We start from the raw sequence: 17,331 nt of genomic DNA on the forward strand, positions 1-17,331 counted from the left end.
GCGCAGGTCCTCCCTGCCCCGCGGCAGCGGGGAGGGGGGCCGAGGCGGAGCCGAGGTCGGGTGGGGACTTGGATCGTAGAGCTCCGTCCGGAAGTCCACCCCTCCCTTACCCTCCCCTGTCCCAGGGGAGGGAGTTCCACAACGTCGTACCCAGTCCCCGCCTGGGATGACGCTTCCCGCGTCGTTTCCTATACTTTCCAAGACCCGCAACGACCGCGAGCCCAGATGCCCGCCTTCCGCACCACCCGCCGCGTGCCGCATTCGCCGGACGAAATGTTCGACCTCGTGGCGGACGTCGAAAAATACCGCTGTTCCTGCCGCTCTGCGAGGCGCTGAGGGTGAAGGCGCGCGAGGAGCGCGACGCGCGGCCCGTGCTCGTCGCCGACATGACCATCGCCTACAAGATCTTCCGCGAGACCTTCACCAGCCGCGTGACGCTCGACCGCGAGGCCAAGAAGATCCTGGTCGAATATCTCGACGGGCCGTTCAGCCATCTCGAGAACCGCTGGACCTTCAAGCCGCGCGAGGCCGGCGGCTGCGACGTCGAGTTCTTCATCGAATGGGAGCTGAAGAGCCGCTCGCTCGCGATGCTCGTCGGCTCGGTGTTCGAGCGCGTGTTCCGCCGCTACGCCGAGGCCTTCGAGCAGCGCGCCGACCGCGTCTACGGCAGGCCTGCGCTCGCGTGAGGCGGCCCGGCGAGCAGGAGCTGATCGCCCGTTTCTTCCGGCCGCTCGCGACGGCGCCCGGCGCCGCCATGCTCTCCGACGACGCCGCCACGATCCCGCCGGCCGACGGCGCCGAGATGGTCGTGACCGTCGACGCCGTGGTGGCGGGCGTCCACTTCTTCCCCGACGACCCGCCGGACGCGATCGCCCGCAAGGCGCTGCGCGTGAACCTCTCGGACCTCGCCGCCAAGGGCGCGCGGCCGGCCGGCTATCTGGTGACGCTGGCGCTTCCCGACGACTGGGAGGTCGACTGGCTCGAAGGCTTCGTCGAGGGGCTCAGCGCGACCAGGAGGAGTTTTTCGGTCTCGCTGCTCGGCGGCGACACGGTGCGCACCACCGGCCCCCTGATGGTCTCGATCACCGCGCTCGGCCACGCTCAGGAGGGGCGGGTGCCGCGCCGGCACGGCGGCGCGCCGGGCCAACGGCTCTACGTCACCGGCACGATCGGCGACGCGGCGCTCGGCCTCGCGCTGCGGCAGGATCCGCGGCTCGCGCTCAAATGGGACCTGCGCCGGGCCGAACGCGAGTGGCTGCTCGACCGCTATCTGATCCCGGAGCCGCGGCTTGCCCTGTCGAGCGTGGTGGCGGCTTACGCGGCGGCCTCCATGGATCTCTCCGACGGGCTCGTCGGCGACCTCGCCAAGCTCGCCGGGGCCTCGCAATGCGGAGCGCTCGTCGAGGCGGCGCGCATCCCGCTGTCGCCGGCGGCCGGCCGCGCCGCGCTCGTCGACCCGACCACGCTCTCGACCGCGCTCACCGGCGGCGACGACTACGAACTGTTGATCGCGATCGATCCTGACGACGTCGACGCCTTCGAGGCGGAGGCGGCGGACTGTGGGGTGGCGGTCACCGACGTCGGCGCGCTCGTGGAAGGCGAGGGGGTGGAGGTCGAATCGAAGGGACCGCCGCTCGCCCTCGACAGGCCCGGCTACGCCCATTTCTGAGGCGATATTTGTTGCGCAAGGGCGACACGGGCCGGCCATCGGCCGCAAGCCGCGATTGAAAGCCCGCACCCTCAGCCTCATGATGCGCCGCAGCCCGAATCTTGGCCACATTTGACCGGCCCAAGTGAGGCACGCCAATTCCGGAAGACCGGACAACGCCAGATTCTAGGGCCGCCCCCATGCGACGCATCAAGACTGTTCTCGCCGCCGCCGTCATCGGGGCCGGGGCTCTGTCCTCCGCCGCGAACGCCGCCCAGTGCGGCAGCAACGGCGAAGGCTTCAACGAGTGGGTGCAGAGCTTCCAGCAGGAGGCGATCTCGCGCGGGATCTCGCAGCGCGTCGCCACCGCCGCGCTCACGGGCGTGTCCTACGACCGCGGGCTCATCGCCTATGACCGCACCCAGCGGCCCTTCAAGCTGACTCGAGCAGTTCATCGCCAAGCGCGCGCCGGCCTCCCTCATCAGCCAGGCGAAGAAGCGCTGGGCGAGCAACCGCGCTTTGTTCGACCGCGTGGAGCAGAAATACGGCGTCGAGGCTCCGGTGATCCTCGCGATCTGGGGCATGGAGACCGCGTTCGGCGCGATCCAGGGCCGCAAGAACGTGTTCAACGGCCTCGCCACGCTCGCTTATGACTGCCGCCGCACCGAGATGTTCCAGGCCGAGCTGCTCGGCGCGATGCAGCTCGTCGACCGCGGCGACCTCACCATGGCGGAGATGCGCGGCGCCGAGCATGGCGAGATCGGGCAGGCGCAGTTCCTGCCGACCTCGTATCTCAATTCGCGGTCGACGGCGACGGAGACGGCCGCCGCGACATGGTCCGCTCCTCGGCCGACACGGTCGCCTCGATCGCCAACTATCTGCGCGCCCATGGCTGGCGCCGCGGCGCCGGCTTCGACCAGTACGGGCCGCTCTCGGAGTGGAACAAGGCGAGCGTCTACCAGAAGGCGATCGCCTATGCGGCGAACAAGATCGACGAAGGGTCGAGCGCGGCTCGCTGATCGGCCTCTTCGAAGAATAAGTCTGAACGGGCCTCGCTTTCGCGGGGCCCGTTTTCGTTTGCGCCTCCCGCCTCCGCCATTCGTACGAATTGGCCGGAGACGCATCCTATCTCGTTGCGAAGGCGTAACTTCTCTGTCAGCCTCGCGGCCGCAGAACGGGCGGGCCTGACTTCCCCGAAACAAAACAAGATCCGCGGGCGTCTTCGCCGAAGGATCGGCCCGCGCCGTCGGTTGGAAACGTGTCGAGGAACCGAACGCGATGGCGCTGACGCTCATCATCATCTTAGGACTATTGTCCGTCGTCACGGCGTATGGGCGACGAAGTCGCTGCTCGAGGCCGACGCGGGGTCGCCCCGCATGCAGGAGATCGCAGGGGCGATCGCCGAAGGCGCGCAGGCCTATCTCAAGCGCCAATACACCACCATCGCGATTGTCGGCGTCGTCATCTTCATCGCCGTCGCCTTCTTCCTGTCCTTCACCGTCGCGGTCGGCTTCCTGATCGGCGCGGTGCTCTCGGCGGCCGCCGGCTTCATCGGCATGAACGTCTCGGTGCGCGCGAACGTGCGCACGGCGCAGGCGGCCTCGAAGTCGCTCGGCGCGGGTCTCGAGATCGCGTTCAAGTCAGGCGCCGTCACCGGCATGCTCGTCGCCGGCCTCGCGCTGCTCGGCGTCGCGATCTACTACGGCGTCCTCGTCGGGATCATCGGTCACCAGCCGGGCGATCGCATCGTGATCGACGCCCTGGTCGCGCTCGGCTTCGGTGCCTCGCTCATCTCGATCTTCGCGCGTCTTGGCGGCGGCATCTTCACCAAGGGCGCCGACGTCGGCGGCGACCTCGTGGGCAAGGTCGAGGCCGGCATTCCCGAGGACGACCCACGCAACCCCGCGACGATCGCCGACAACGTCGGCGACAATGTCGGCGACTGCGCCGGCATGGCCGCCGACCTCTTCGAGACCTACGCGGTCACCGTCGTCGCCACCATGGTGCTGGCCTCGATCTTCTTCGCCGGCCATGCGGCGCTGCCGAGCCTCATCCTCTATCCGCTCGCGATCTGCGCGATCTGCATCGTGACGTCGATCGCCGGCACCTTCTTCGTGAAGCTGCCCGCCAACAACTCGATCATGGGGCGCTCTATCGCGGCTTCGGCGTCGCGGCCGCGCTCTCGCTCGTCGGCATCGCGCTCGCGACCGCCGCGACCGTCGGCTTCGGACCGAATACACCACCACGACCGGGGTCACGTTCGACGGCTGGGATCTCTATCTCTGCGCGGTCGTCGGCCTCGTGATCACGGGCGTGATCATCGTCATCACCGAATATTACACCGGCACCAACTTCCGACCGGTGAAGTCGATCGCGGCGGCCTCCGTCACCGGCCACGGCACGAACGTGATCCAGGGCCTCGCCATCTCGCTCGAAGCCACCGCGCTCCCCGCCCTCGTCATCATCGCGGGCATCATCGTGACCTTCTCGCTCGCGGGCCTCTTCGGCATCGCGATCGCCGTGACCGCGATGCTGGCGCTCGCGGGCTTCGTGGTGGCGCTCGACGCCTTCGGCCCGGTCACCGACAACGCCGGCGGCATCGCGGAGATGTCCGAGCTTCCCCCGGAGGTCCGCACCTCGACCGACGCGCTCGACGCGGTCGGCAACACCACCAAGGCCGTTACCAAGGGCTACGCGATCGGCTCGGCCGGCCTCGGCGCGCTGGTGCTGTTTGCGGCCTACACCTCCGACCTCAACCACTTCATCGCCAACCCTCAGCAGTATCCGTACTTCGCGAATGTGAAGCTCGATTTCTCGCTGACGAACCCCTACGTCGTCGTCGGCCTGCTGTTCGGCGGAATGCTGCCGTTCCTGTTCGGCGCGATGGGCATGACGGCGGTCGGCCGTTGCGCCGGCGCGATCGTCGAGGAGGTCCGCCGCCAGTTCCGCGAAAAGCCCGGCATCATGCAGGGCAAGGACCGGCCGGACTACGGGCGCGCCGTCGACATCCTGACCCGGGCCGCGATCAAGGAGATGATCGTGCCCTCGCTCCTGCCGGTGCTGTCGCCGGTGGTGGCCTACATCGTCGTGCTGCTGGTCGCCGGCAAGAACGAGGCCTTCTCGGCCGTCGGCGCGATGCTGCTCGGCGTGATCGTCACCGGCCTTTTCGTCGCGCTGTCGATGACGTCGGGCGGCGGCGCATGGGACAACGCCAAAAAGTACATCGAGGACGGCCATCACGGCGGCAAGGGCTCGGACGCCCACAAGGCCGCCGTGACGGGCGACACGGTGGGCGATCCGTACAAGGACACGGCCGGACCCGCCGTGAACCCGATGATCAAGATCACCAACATCGTGGCGCTGCTGCTGCTCGCGGTGCTGGCATTCGGCCGGCTGACCGGCCGACCACGTTCGGGAACGGGCCGGCCAGTGAGCCGGCCCGTTTCGTTTCAGGAGCGGTTCTTGTCCCGGATTTGATCCGGGACCCAGACGCGCTTCGATGTCAGGAAGAGGCTCCGCAGGCGCGGCAGTGTTCGGGCGCCGCGACGTTTCTTAGCCCCCGGATCAAGTCCGGGGCGACGAAGGAGGCTCGCGCGCTTCGCCGGTCAGGCTTTTTCGACGCCGTGGCGCGCGGCGCGGCGGCGTTCCATGCGCCGCCACCACGACCGGGCCCGGCGCCTGGCGTATTTGGCCGCAAGCCCGAACGAGGCCTTGAGCGCGGGGAAGGGGCTGTTGGGATGGCCCGCGACGCGCCCGCCGGCCGCCCGCCAGGACGTCAGCCCGCCGCGCAGCGCGAGCGCCGACTCAAGACCGCTCGCGCGCGCGCTTGGCGGAGGCGAGCGGAGGAAAGTCGGGCCCGCCATAGAAGATGAAGACCTTGCCCGGCTCGAACAGCCGCGCGTGCAACGGGCTCGTCGGCGAGACGATGTTGGCGAACTCGCCGGGCGGGCAGTGCAGCGAGCCTTCGATCCACCCGGTCTGGTCGAGAATCTCCCAGTCGCGCAGGTCGACGAACACCGCCTGCTTGCGCCGCCACATCGTCAGCGCTTCGCGGGCGCCGACGGCGATCGAACGCCGGGGGCGCGGCGCCGCCTTTGCGCGCGACGCCGAGGTCATCGGCGCGAATCGGGGGGAGGCGGTGGTGGACGTCATGCCCACGATCTTTCGATAGATTGAGCCAACCGGCCAACGCACAACTTATGTCTTCGGTTGCTGAGCGTCAGCACAAAAGCGTCATCGGCCCACCGATATATTGTCGATGAGACGAACGCCTGAGAGGCGCACGGCGGCGAGAAGGCGGCCCCGCCGGCTCGCCGGCGCCGGCCCGGCAACGGGGCGAGCGTCTCCTCGTCGCGCAGCTCCAGATAATCGATCGTCATGCCCTCGGCCTCGATCGCCGCGCGCGCGTCGGCGAGCGCAGTCTCGACCGCCGCTCCGTCCGCGATCGCGGCCGAGGCGGCGCGCATCGCCCGGTGGATGGCCGGCGCCTTGGCGCGGGCGTCGGCGTCCAGATAGACGTTGCGCGACGACATCGCGAGGCCGTCGGCCTCGCGCACCGTCGGCACGCCGCGGATCTCGGTCGCGATGCAGAGGTCGCGCGCCAGACGCCGCACGACGGCGAGCTGTGGAAATCCTTCTCGCCGAAGCAGGCGACGTCGGCGCCGGCCTGGATCAGCAAACTTGGTCACGACGGTCGCGACCCCGCCGAAGAAATGCGGCCGCGCGACGCTCTCGAGGCCTTCGGACGGGCCGCCGACGGCGACGGTGGTCGCGGCGCCTGCGGGATACATCTGCGCTGCGTCCGGCGCGAAGACGAGGTCGGCTGGGCCGCCGGCGAGCGCGGCGAGGTCCTTGTCGAGATCGCGCGGATAGGTCGCGAGGTCCTCGTGCGGCGCGAACTGAGTCGGATTGACGAAGATCGTGACCACCACGCGCGCGGCTTCGGCCGCCGCCGCGGTCACAAGCGCGAGATGACCAGCATGCAGCGCGCCCATGGTGGGGACCAGCGCCACGCGCTCTCCAGCGGCCCGCCATCCGGCGACGCGCGCCCGCAACTCCGTGACGGTCGAGACGACTTCCGGCTTCATGGTGTCCTTCCGCCGTGTCCTTGCCCGCCCTTGCGTCGGTCTGCGGCGCGACAAGCCATGCGCGCTTCGCCGTGGTCAAGCCCCGGCTCGCCGTGCCAGTTTGCACGCGGCCGGCGCGTCGGCGGCGTAGAGGATTGGAATGATCTGGATCGTGTTCGGCGCGATGGCGGTGGCGACGTTTCTCGCCGTCAGCCAGATCCTGGTCGAGGCCGATCCCGAGCGGGCCCGCAAGCAGATCCGCACAGCCTCGGTGCTCACCTGGGTCGCGGGCCTTGCGCTCTGCCTGTTCGGAAAGGCGCTGTTCGGGCTGCCGCTGATGGCCCTCGGGGCGCTCGGGGCGTTTTTCGTCCCCAAGCGCCGGAGCCGGTCACGCGTCTCCGAAGGTCAGCGTCGCGGCGGGCCGGCCGGACGGCGACCGGACTTCCAGGCTCACGCGGACCCGGGGGCCGGAGAGGTCGGGCCCGACATGCGATCGGGCGTAGTGACCGAGCAGCAGGCGTATCAGATCCTTGGCCTGCAGCCTGGAGCGACCTCGGAAGAGATCGCTCGTGCGCATCGGGCGCTGATGAAGAAACTCCATCCCGACCAAGGGGGGTCGACGGAGCTCGCGGCGCGGGTCAACGCCGCCAAGGACGTTCTCGCGAAGCGGCGCCATGGCTGATCGCGCCTCCTATGCTCAGTTTTTGATCGCGAAGCAGCTGACGGAGCTGCGCTTCAGGGCCTTGCAGGCGGCGTCGGCCGACTGCTCGTTGAGCCCGGCGAAGCGCGCGCGGTAATAGGTCGTCGCGCCCTTCGTGAAGGTTTCGGTGAAGGGCTCGGCGGCGTTCAGCGCGCGGCCGCCCTTCGTCTTGGCGTCCGACAGCAGCGCCTGGGCCTGCGAGGGCTCGGTGGTCGCGCCGATCTGGATCATCCAACCCTTGCGGACCGGCTGCTGCTCGACCACGGGGGCCGACGCCTCGACGACGTCGCGAGCGCCGGAACGGGGCGAGCGCGCCGAAACCGGACCGGCCGCGGAGGCGAGCTGGGTGCGCGGCTCTGCTTCGGCCGCGACGCTGCCCGTCGTGGTCGGGGTCGCGCCCACGACCCAGCGCATCGGCTGCGGGGCCGGAGCGAGCGAGGCGGCCTCGACCGGCTCGGATTCGGCCGAGACGGTGCGAACGCGGGCCTCGACGATCCGCGCCTCGGGCTTCGGCGTCGCGCCAGAGGCGATCGGCGCCGGAACCGGAGCAGGCGGCGGGGTCGGAACGGTCTCGAGCGACGCGACGCGCTGGGCGCCGGGCAGCGGAGAGGCGATCGGCGTCGGCACGCTCGCCATGACGGCGGGACGCGCGCCGCGCACGGCGGCGGGCTCGCGGGCGCTGGCGTCGGCGACGAGCGGCGCGGTGCGCGCGCCGGGCTGCGCCTTCGGCAGGTTGAGGGCGATGAGCTCGCGCATGTGGTTGTCGCGCGAGGGGCCCGAGCGGCCGCCCATCACCACCGCGACGATCGACCGGCCGTTGCTCTTCACCGAGCTCAGCAGGTTGAAGCCGGAAGCGTTGGTGTAGCCGGTCTTGATGCCGTCCACGCCCTCGACGCGGCCGAGCAGCTTGTTGTGGTTGCCGATCGAGCGGCCCGCGAAGTTGAACACGCGGGTGCCGAAATAGCCGTAATAGCGCGGGAACCGATCCTGGATCGCGCGGCCGAGCGTGACGAGGTCGCGGGCGGTGGTGACATGGCTGCCGTTCGGCAGGCCCGAGGCGTTGCGGAACACCGAGCTCGACATGCCGATGGCGCGGGCCTTGCGGGTCATCCGCTCGGCGAAGGCGCTCTCGGAACCTTCCAGGTTGTCGCCGAACGCGCAGGCGACGTCGTTGGCGGATTTGGTGACGAGCGCCTTGATGCCGTCCTCGACGTCGATCGTCTGGCCGGGGCGCAGGCCGAGCTTGGAGGGCGCGCGGGAGGCGCATTCCGACGACATCGTCATGCGGGTGTCGAGGCGGACGCGGCCGCGCTCGAGATCCTCGAACACGAGATAGAGCGTCATCACCTTGGTGACGGAAGCCGGGAAGCGGATCGCGTCGGCGTTCTTCTCGTAGAGCGTGCGGCCGGTCTTGGCGTCGACCACGAGCGCCGCGTAGTTCGACGCGCCCGTGAAGGTCGCGCCGGCCGCGGCGTGGACGATGCGCGGCGCACGCTTCTTCGAGCGCGCCTCGGCATGGTCGAAGGTTGTGAGGAGCGCCGCTCCCGCGAGGCCGGTGATGGCGAGGCCGGTCGCGAGTCGGGCGCCGAACTTGGTTACGCTACGAGACATTTCTTCCGCCATTTCCGTCGTCGCCGTCCCCCGGCGCGATGCTTTTTCCGAGAGGCGCCGCCCCCGCGGCGCCGATCAGCAGCGCCGCGCGGGCCGAACCCGATGGCGCTGTCAACGACGGTAGGAATTTGCGGTTACGCTCCGGTTAAGCGCGGCGTTGTGCGTTGCAAAAAACTTCCTTGACACGAATGTTGCACTGCATATATCTCGCCTGACGGGACGCAAAGCGGATCCCGTTTGGATCGAAAGTGGTGGGTTTGTCGCAGCGGCCACGAATGGAGCGCGACGGATCAGACATTCGTCGAAGGAGGAGACAACTATGACGACGACGACTTTTGAAGATTTCCAGAAGTACGGCCGCGAGAACATGGATCTCGCGCTGAAGAGCTTCGGCTCGGTGAGCAAGGGTTTCCAGGCCATCGCCGTCGAAGTCGCGGACTATTCGAAGAAGAGCTTCGAAGACAATTCCGCCCTGGTCGAGAAGCTGGCCGGCGCGAAGACCCTCGACAAGGCGATCGAAGTTCAGTCCGCCTTCGTCAAGACGAGCTACGAGACCTATCTCGCCCGCATGACCAAGCTCGGCGAGCTCTACGCGGACATCGCGAAAGAGAGCTACAAACCGGTCGAGACGGCGCTCTCGAAGGCGAAGTGACGTTTCGCCGCGGTTCGCTCCGCGGCTGAACCAAGAGATTTGAAGCCCGGTCGTCAGGCCGGGCTTTCTTTTTGCGCCCCCGGCTGCGGCTGCGCGTCGGTCCAGTCGGCGCGCCCCGACGACCGTGCGGCCGTTCGTGACGACATTGTCATCGTTCGGATCTCCCCGAAGCCGGCGAAGCCGATACGGGCGCCAGCGGTCGGCGCGGCGGGATCGTCACGCAGATGTCGTCCGCCGGCCGCGCCGCGCAAATCGGGGCGTGCGCCGCCGCCGGTTCGACGCGCGCCGGGCGGCCTTTTTATCGGACGGGCGAGCCCATACCTGTGTGCTGAGGAGAACGGCCCGCCGCTCTGGCGCCTGCGCTTCGGCGTGCTAGGATCGCATGAACCGATGCGATGCGGCGCCGCGGCGGGAGGCGAGACGCGGGCCGCCAGCACGAATGGACGGCGCGACCGATCGATGCATGAACGACCGACACATCCCGACGACGGCCAGCGGATCCGCAGAGCGGGCGCGGCTTCGGCGGCGGGTCCGAGGGCTGCCGGTCCCCGTCGCGACGACGACGGGCCGGGAGCGGCGGTCGTCACCAAGACGCGGCCCAAGGTCAAGCGGCCGAGCCTCTATCGCGTCCTGATCCTGAACGACGACTACACGCCGATGGAGTTCGTCGTCCACGTGCTCGAACAGTTCTTTTCCAAAGACCGTGAAGCTGCGACGCGGATCATGCTCCACGTCCACAATCACGGCGCAGGAGAGTGCGGCGTCTACACTTACGAAGTCGCCGAAACCAAAGTGACGCAGGTGATGGATTTCGCCCGAAAGCACCAGCACCCGCTGCAATGCGTCATGGAGAAGAAGTGAGGTAATCCAGTTGCCGTCATTTTCGCGCAGTCTCGAGCAGTCCCTGCATCGCGCTCTGGCTTTCGCCAATGAGCGCCGCCACGAATACGCGACGCTCGAGCATCTGCTCCTGTCGCTCGTCGACGACCAGGACGCCGCCGCCGTCATGCGGGCCTGCAACGTCGATCTCGAGATCCTGCGCCGAAACCTCATCGAGTATGTCGACAGCGAACTCGACAACCTCGTCGGGGACACGCAGGAAGACTCCAAACCCACCGCCGGCTTCCAGCGCGTCATCCAGCGCGCGGTGATCCACGTGACGTCCTCGGGCCGCGAGGAGGTGACGGGCGCCAACGTGCTCGTGGCGATCTTCGCCGAGCGCGAAAGCCACGCCGCGTTCTTCCTGCAGGAGCAGGACATGACGCGCTACGACGCGGTCAACTACATCAGCCACGGCATCGCCAAGCGCCCCGGCCTCTCGGAGAGCCGGCCCTCGCGCGGCGTCGAGGACGAGGCGGGGTCGACCGCCGACGAGCCGGCCGGCGCGAAAAAGAAGGCCGACGCGCTCGAGGCTTATTGCGTCAACCTCAACAAGAAGGCGAGGGACGGCAAGATCGATCCGCTGATCGGCCGCGACGCCGAGATCACGCGCACGATCCAGATCCTGTGCCGCCGCACCAAGAACAATCCGCTGTTCGTCGGCGACCCGGGCGTCGGCAAGACCGCGATCGCCGAAGGGCTCGCGCTGCGCATCGTGCGCGACGAGGTGCCCGAGGTGCTGCTCGACGCGACCGTGTTCTCGCTCGACATGGGATCGCTGCTCGCCGGCACCCGTTATCGCGGCGACTTCGAGGAGCGGCTGAAGCAGGTCGTGAAGGAGCTCGAGGCGACGCCCGGAGCCATACTGTTCATCGACGAGATCCACACGGTGATCGGCGCGGGCGCGACCTCGGGCGGGGCCATGGACGCCTCGAACCTCCTGAAGCCCGCGCTCGCCTCCGGCCAGCTGCGCTGCATCGGCTCGACCACCTACAAGGAATATCGCCAGCACTTTGAGAAGGACCGGGCGCTCGTCCGGCGCTTCCAGAAGATCGACGTGGCGGAGCCTTCGGTCGAGGATGCGGTGGAGATCCTCAAGGGCCTCAAGCCCTATTACGAGAGCTTCCACCAGGTCCGCTACACCAACGAGGCGATCAAGGCCGCGGTCGAGCTGTCGCATCGCTACATCGGCGACCGGAAGCTGCCGGACAAAGCCATCGACGTGATCGACGAGACCGGCGCGAGCCAGATGATCCTGCCGGAGAACAAGCGCCGGAAGACCATCGGCGTGAAGGAGATCGAGACCACGATCGCCACGATGGCGCGCATCCCGCCGAAGTCGGTCTCCAAGGACGACGCCGAGGTGCTGCGCTCGCTCACCGCGAACCTCAAGACGGTGGTCTACGGCCAGGAAGCGGCGATCGACGCGCTGTCCTCCACGATCAAGCTCGCGCGCGCCGGACTTCGCGACCCGGAGAAGCCGATCGGCTGCTACCTGTTCTCGGGGCCGACGGGCGTCGGCAAGACCGAGGTCGCCAAGCAGCTGTCGTCGATCCTCGGCGTGAAGCTGCTGCGCTTCGACATGTCCGAATACATGGAGCGCCACACCGTGAGCCGCCTCATCGGCGCGCCTCCCGGCTATGTGGGCTTCGACCAGGGCGGCCTGCTGACCGACGGCGTCGACCAGAACCCGCATTGCGTGCTCCTGCTCGACGAGATCGAGAAGGCTCACCCGGACCTGTTCAACATCCTGCTGCAGGTGATGGACCACGGGAAGCTGACCGACCACAACGGCAAGCAGGTCGACTTCCGCAACGTGATCCTGATCATGACGACGAATGCGGGCGCGGCCGATCTCGCCAAGGAGGCGATCGGCTTCGGGCGCGGCAAGCGTCAGGGCGAGGACACCGAGGCGATCAACCGCTTGTTCGCGCCGGAGTTCCGCAACCGCCTCGACTCGATCATCGCCTTCGGCAACCTGCCCATCGAGGTGGTGCGCCAGGTGGTCGAGAAGTTCGTGCTTCAGCTCGAGGCGCAGCTCGCCGACCGCAACGTCACGATCGAGCTCTCGGACGAGGCGCGCGACTGGCTCGCCGAGCGCGGCTACGACCCGATGATGGGCGCGCGGCCGCTCGCGCGGCTCATCCAGCAGACCATCAAGACGCCGCTCGCCGAAGAGGTGCTGTTCGGGCATCTCAAGGGCGGCGGCGCGGTCCAGGTGATCGTGAAGGACGGCGAGGACGGCAAGTCGGAGCTCGGCTTCGAGTTCCCGGAAGGCCCCGTGACGCCGAAGCCCGAGAAGATCGAGCGCGACGCCAAGGGCGCGGACAAGAGCGATGCCGAGAAGGCCGAGCCGGCCCGCAAGGCCTCGCCCAAGCGCAAGTCCGGCGACGGCCCGCGCCGCACCGTCACCAAGACGCCGCCGCTCGTGCGCAGTGACGGCTGAGGCGGGCGGCCGGCTCCGCTCCGCGCCGCGGAGCTGAGCCTTTGGCCGAAGACGGTTCGAACATCGAGGCGCCGGACGATCCCGGCGCCTCGTACTGGTTCTGGAACGGGGCCCGGTCGGCGCTGAGCGTCCCGGGCCTCGTGCTGTTCTGCAGCTATTTCGGCTTCGGCGCGATGACGCACGACTTCGGCTGGTCGTGGTGGATCGCGGGCCTTTCGACCTTGCTGATCTGGGCCGGGCCCGGACAGCTGGTGCTGGCCGGCTCGCTCGCCAACGGGGCGGGCCTCGCCGCCTCCGCGCTTGCGGTCACGATCTCGGCCGTGCGCCTCCTGCCGATGGTCATCGCGATCCTTCCCGCCTTGCGCACGACGGAGACGCGGCTCGGCACGCGCCTGCTCGCGGCGCATTTCGTCGCCGTCACGGCGTGGTTCGAGGGCGGCCGGCGCACGCAGATGATGCCGCGCTCGGGGCGCATGCCCTTCTTCCTCGGCTTGGCGAGCGGACTTGCGCTCGGCAGCACGCTCGCCACGATCGCGGGCCATCAGGCCGCCGGCCTGCTGCCGCCGGCGCTCGCCATCGGATTGCTCGGCCTGACGCCGATCTACTTCCTGCTGTCGCTGGAGCGCGGCGCGAGGGGGCGTCGGCGAGAAGACGGCGATCGTCATCGGCCTCGTGACGGCGCCGGTCGTCGCGCAGATGTCCCCGAGTCTCGACCTGTTGCTGACCGGCCTCGCGGGCGGCACCGCGGCCTTTTTGATAGACCGCGCGATCGCCCGGCGAAGGACGCCGTCGTGATCCAGCACGACGACTGGTTCATGCTGCTGGCGCTTCTGGCCGCCTTCGCCGCGAACGAGGTCTGGCGCTCGCTCGGCGTCGTTCTGTCGGCGCGACTGCGCGAGGACAGCGCGCTGTTCGCCTGGGTGCGGATGGTGGCGACAGCGCTGGTGGCGGGGCTGGTGGCGAAGCTGGTGCTCTCGCCGACGGGCGCCTTCGGGCAGGCCCCGCTGTGGCTGAGGCTCGCCGCGGTCGGCTGCGGCGTCGCGGCTTACGCCGCTGGGCGGCGGTCGATGGCGCTTGGCGTTGGCGTCAGCGCCGCCGCGCTCATCGCGGGGATGGCCTGGCTCGGGCCGTAGCCGGCCGAATTTCGCGCGCGAACCATCGCCGTCATGCCCGTTCTTGCGCTGGTATCCACGACTTCGGCGGAGAGCTCTCCGATCCTAGAAGGCGTGGATGCCCCGCTGCCGCCGGGCATGACGGCGACGTTGCGCCTGCGATCGTCGCGTTGGCGGGTCCAAACGCAGTTCGGCCCCGACCGGAGGCCGGGGCCGAACCAAACTTGCGTCGGAACCCCTGCGCTCAGCGGCGCTGGGAGATCGGCATGTAGTCGCGCAACGGCGCGCCGGTGTAGAGCTGGCGCGGGCGGCCGATGCGCTGGGACGGATCCTCGAACATCTCCTTCCACTGCGCGATCCAGCCAACGGTGCGGGCGACGGCGAACAGCACGGTGAACATCGACACCGGGATGCCCATCGCCTTCAGCGTGATGCCCGAGTAGAAATCGATGTTCGGGTAGAGCTTGCGCTCGACGAAATACTCATCCTTGAGCGCGATCTGCTCGAGCTCCATCGCGACGTCGAGCAGCGGGTCGTCCTTGATGCCGAGTTCGCCCAGAACCTCATGGCAGGTCTTCTGCATGATCTTGGCGCGCGGATCGTAGTTCTTGTAGACGCGGTGCCCGAAGCCCATCAGGCGGAACGGGTCGTTCTTGTCCTTGGCCTTGGCCACGTATTTCGAAACGTTCTCGGGCTTGCCGATCTCGCCCAGCATCTTGAGCGCGGCCTCGTTCGCGCCGCCATGCGCCGGGCCCCAGAGGCAGGCGATGCCGGCCGCGATGCAGGCGAAGGGATTGGCGCCCGACGAGCCTGCGAGACGCACCGTCGAGGTGGAGGCGTTCTGCTCGTGGTCGGCATGCAGGATGAAGATGCGGTCCATGGCGCGCGCCAGAACCGGGTTCACCTTGTACTCTTCGCACGGCACCGCGAAGCACATGTTCAGGAAGTTGGCCGAGAAATCGAGCGCGTTCTGCGGATAGACGAAGGGCTGGCCGACCGAATACTTGAACGCCATGGCGGCGAGCGTCGGCGTCTTGGCGATCATGCGGATCGCCGCGATCTCGCGCTGCTCGGGATCGTTGATGTCGGTCGAGTCGTGATAGAAGGCCGAGAGCGCGCCGACGACGCCGCACATCACGGCCATCGGGTGGGCGTCGCGGCGGAAGCCCGAATAGAACCGCGACATCTGCTCATGCACCATGGTGTGGCGCGTGACCTGGCGGTCGAAGTCGGCCTTCTGGGCCGAGGTCGGCAGCTCGCCATGGAGCAGCAGGTAGCAGGTTTCGAGGAAGTCGCCGTTCTCGGCCAGCTGGTCGATCGGGTAGCCGCGATAGAGCAGCACGCCCTCGTCGCCGTCGATGTAGGTGATCTTCGACTCGCAGCTCGCCGTCGAGGTGAAGCCGGGATCGTAGGTGAACATCCCGGTGTTCTTGTAGAGCGTCTGGACATCGAGCACGGACGGCCCGATCGAGCCGTGGCGGATCGGCAGATCCATGCTGGCGCCGCCCACCGAGAGCGTGCCCGGAGCGTCGGAACTGATCTCGGCTTCCTTGAATTTGACCGTGCTGGCCGTCGGTGACATGCGCCATACCCCTTAGCTGAAACAGTGAGGTCTCACGCCGCTCTGACCGGCGCTTTCAGGCCTCGCTCGGAGGCCGCCGGGTCTCATGGCGGCTGCGAGCCTATACGACTATTGTTGCAGCGCAAACTAGGGCGCGGAGCGCCTTTGGCGAGTTTTTTTGATCGGTTTCAGACCTTCTGAATCTGCCGGGCCTGATCCTCAATTCGCCCAAGGCTTTCTTCGCGTCCGAGCGCCGCAAGCACGTCGAAAATGCCGGGCGACGTCTTGCGTCCCGTGAGCGCCGCGCGCAGCGGCTGGGCGACCGCGCCGAGTTTCACGCCCGCGTGCTCGGCGACGCGTCGCACCACGGCCTCGGCGTCGGCGGCGGACCATTCGGGAAGGGCCGCCAGTCCCTGATGGGTCGCGGCCAGCAGGCTGCGCGCCTCCGGCGTAAGCAGCTGTTCGGCGGCGGGCTCCATGGCGAGCGGGCGCTCGTCGGTTAGGAAGCGCGCGCCGTCGAGCAGCTCGACCAGCGTCTTGGCGCGCTCCTTCAGCCCCGGCAGCGCGAGCGCGAAGGCGTCCCACCGGCCGGTGGCGTCGAGCTTGGCCGCCGCCGCCTCGCCGCCCGGCAGGAAGGGCAGGGCCGTCCGGAACGCCGCCAGGAGATCGGCGTCCGGCGTCTCGCGCATGTAGTGGCCGTTGAGGTTCGACAGCTTGACCTGGTCGAAACGCGCGGCGGAGCGGCCGACCGAGCCGATGTCGAACCATTCGACCGCCTGTTCGGTCGAGAAGATCTCGTCGTCGCCGTGGCTCCAGCCGAGCCGCGCCAGATAGTTGCGCAGCGCCGCTGGCAGGAAGCCCATCTCGCGATAGGCCTCGACGCCCAGCGCGCCGTGGCGCTTCGACAGCTTCGCGCCGTCCGGCCCGTGGATCAGCGGGATGTGGGCCATTTTCGGCACGTCCCAGCCGAGCGCCTGGTAGATCTGCGTCTGGCGGGCGGCGTTGGTCAGATGGTCGACGCCGCGGATGACGTGGGTGACGCCCATGTCGTGGTCGTCCACGACCACGGCGAGCATGTAGGTGGGCGTTCCGTCCGAGCGCAGCAGGACGAGGTCGTCGAGGTCCTTGTTGGGGATCACGACGCGGCCCTGCACGAGGTCGTCCACCACTGTCTCCCCCTCGGTCGGGGCCTTCAGGCGAATGGCGGGCGCGCGGCCTTCCGGCGCGTCAGAAGCCGGGCGATCGCGCCAGCGGCCGTCATAGCGGGGCGCGCGGCCCTCGGCTTGAGCGGGTCGAGCGCATCTCCTCGAGCTTCTGCCGAGGCGTAGCAGCGATAGGCGCGGCCGTCGGCGAGCATCTGCTCCACGGCTTCCCGGTGGCGCTCGGCGCGGGCGAACTGGAACACCGGCTCGCCGTCCCAGTCGAGGCCGATCCATTTCAGTCCGTCGAGGATCGCGTCGATCGCGCCTTGCGTGGAGCGCGCGCGGTCGGTGTCCTCGATCCGGAGCAGCATCTTGCCGCCGAGGCTTCTGGCGAAGAGCCAGTTGAACAAGGCGGTGCGCGCCCCCCCAATGTGGAGGAAGCCGGTGGGCGACGGCGCGAAGCGGGTGACGACGGGTTCGGTCACGGGCGGACGGTCTGGCTCTCGGAAAGGTT

10 protein-coding genes and 4 pseudogenes are annotated in these 17,331 nt (G+C 68.6%); 9 read left to right on the plus strand and 5 right to left on the minus strand.

Annotated features, from left to right (window positions below; genetic code table 11):
* The first annotated feature begins 225 nt into the window (after nt 1–225).
* The 4 genes and pseudogenes from K6K41_RS23460 to K6K41_RS23475 all read left to right on the plus strand — a co-directional run.
* Nucleotides 226–686, plus strand: a pseudogene (locus K6K41_RS23460) (type II toxin-antitoxin system RatA family toxin).
* Nucleotides 683–1,669 carry a thiamine-phosphate kinase gene (gene thiL, locus K6K41_RS23465; RefSeq protein ID WP_261402497.1) on the plus strand — a complete coding sequence of 329 codons (987 nt, stop codon included), beginning with the start codon at nt 683–685 and terminating at the stop codon, nt 1,667–1,669. Before K6K41_RS23460 ends, thiL begins: the two are co-directional and overlap by 4 nt.
* A gap of 179 nt (nt 1,670–1,848) precedes the next feature.
* Nucleotides 1,849–2,667: pseudogene (locus K6K41_RS23470) on the plus strand (lytic murein transglycosylase).
* Between the two features lie 259 nt (nt 2,668–2,926).
* Nucleotides 2,927–5,032: pseudogene (locus K6K41_RS23475) on the plus strand (sodium-translocating pyrophosphatase); the annotation flags it as partial.
* A gap of 420 nt (nt 5,033–5,452) precedes the next feature.
* On the opposite strand, the gene K6K41_RS23480 reads toward K6K41_RS23475, so the two are convergent.
* Nucleotides 5,453–5,800 (minus strand): rhodanese-like domain-containing protein, encoded by a 348-nt coding sequence (locus K6K41_RS23480; protein ID WP_261402498.1) that lies wholly within the window; start codon nt 5,798–5,800, stop codon nt 5,453–5,455.
* Complete coding sequence (gene panC, locus K6K41_RS23485) at nt 5,797–6,735, minus strand: pantoate--beta-alanine ligase (protein ID WP_261402499.1); 939 nt, start codon at nt 6,733–6,735, stop codon at nt 5,797–5,799. Before panC ends, K6K41_RS23480 begins: the two co-directional genes overlap by 4 nt.
* Nucleotides 6,736–6,874: 139 nt before the next feature.
* Between panC and K6K41_RS30795 the strand changes: the two genes are divergently transcribed.
* Nucleotides 6,875–7,396 carry a DnaJ domain-containing protein gene (locus tag K6K41_RS30795; protein ID WP_378147544.1) on the plus strand — a complete coding sequence of 174 codons (522 nt, stop codon included), beginning with the start codon at nt 6,875–6,877 and terminating at the stop codon, nt 7,394–7,396.
* Between the two features lie 15 nt (nt 7,397–7,411).
* Here the strand turns inward: K6K41_RS30795 and K6K41_RS23495 are convergent, their stop codons facing one another.
* A complete protein-coding gene (locus tag K6K41_RS23495; protein WP_261402500.1) occupies nt 7,412–9,025 on the minus strand; it encodes an SPOR domain-containing protein in 1,614 nt (537 codons plus the stop codon).
* Between the two features lie 319 nt (nt 9,026–9,344).
* On the opposite strand from K6K41_RS23495, the gene K6K41_RS23500 reads away from it, so the two are divergent.
* From K6K41_RS23500 to K6K41_RS23515, 4 genes are all read left to right on the plus strand, one after another.
* The gene (locus K6K41_RS23500; RefSeq protein ID WP_261402501.1) at nt 9,345–9,677 is read left to right on the plus strand and encodes a phasin family protein; all 333 of its coding nucleotides are present in this window, start codon (nt 9,345–9,347) and stop codon (nt 9,675–9,677) included.
* Between the two features lie 459 nt (nt 9,678–10,136).
* Nucleotides 10,137–10,538, plus strand: coding sequence for an ATP-dependent Clp protease adapter ClpS (gene clpS / locus K6K41_RS23505; protein WP_261402502.1), 402 nt, complete (start codon nt 10,137–10,139; stop codon nt 10,536–10,538).
* A gap of 10 nt (nt 10,539–10,548) precedes the next feature.
* On the plus strand, nt 10,549–13,002 hold the full coding sequence (clpA, locus tag K6K41_RS23510; protein ID WP_261402503.1) for an ATP-dependent Clp protease ATP-binding subunit ClpA: 2,454 nt from the start codon (nt 10,549–10,551) through the stop codon (nt 13,000–13,002).
* 41 nt (nt 13,003–13,043) lie between these two features.
* Entirely contained in the window at nt 13,044–14,135 is a 1,092-nt protein-coding gene (locus tag K6K41_RS23515; protein WP_261402504.1) for an AzlC family ABC transporter permease, read from the plus strand.
* 223 nt (nt 14,136–14,358) lie between these two features.
* Here the strand turns inward: K6K41_RS23515 and gltA are convergent, their stop codons facing one another.
* Nucleotides 14,359–15,609: a citrate synthase gene (gene gltA, locus K6K41_RS23520; protein ID WP_261405826.1), complete on the minus strand. Its 1,251-nt coding sequence runs from the start codon at nt 15,607–15,609 to the stop codon at nt 14,359–14,361.
* 254 nt (nt 15,610–15,863) lie between these two features.
* A pseudogene (gene gltX, locus K6K41_RS23525) lies at nt 15,864–17,302 on the minus strand (glutamate--tRNA ligase).
* Nucleotides 17,303–17,331: the final 29 nt, after the last annotated feature.

The sequence above is a fragment of the Chenggangzhangella methanolivorans genome, assembly GCF_019797865.1.
GTDB lineage: Bacteria > Pseudomonadota > Alphaproteobacteria > Rhizobiales > Methylopilaceae > Methylopila > Methylopila methanolivorans.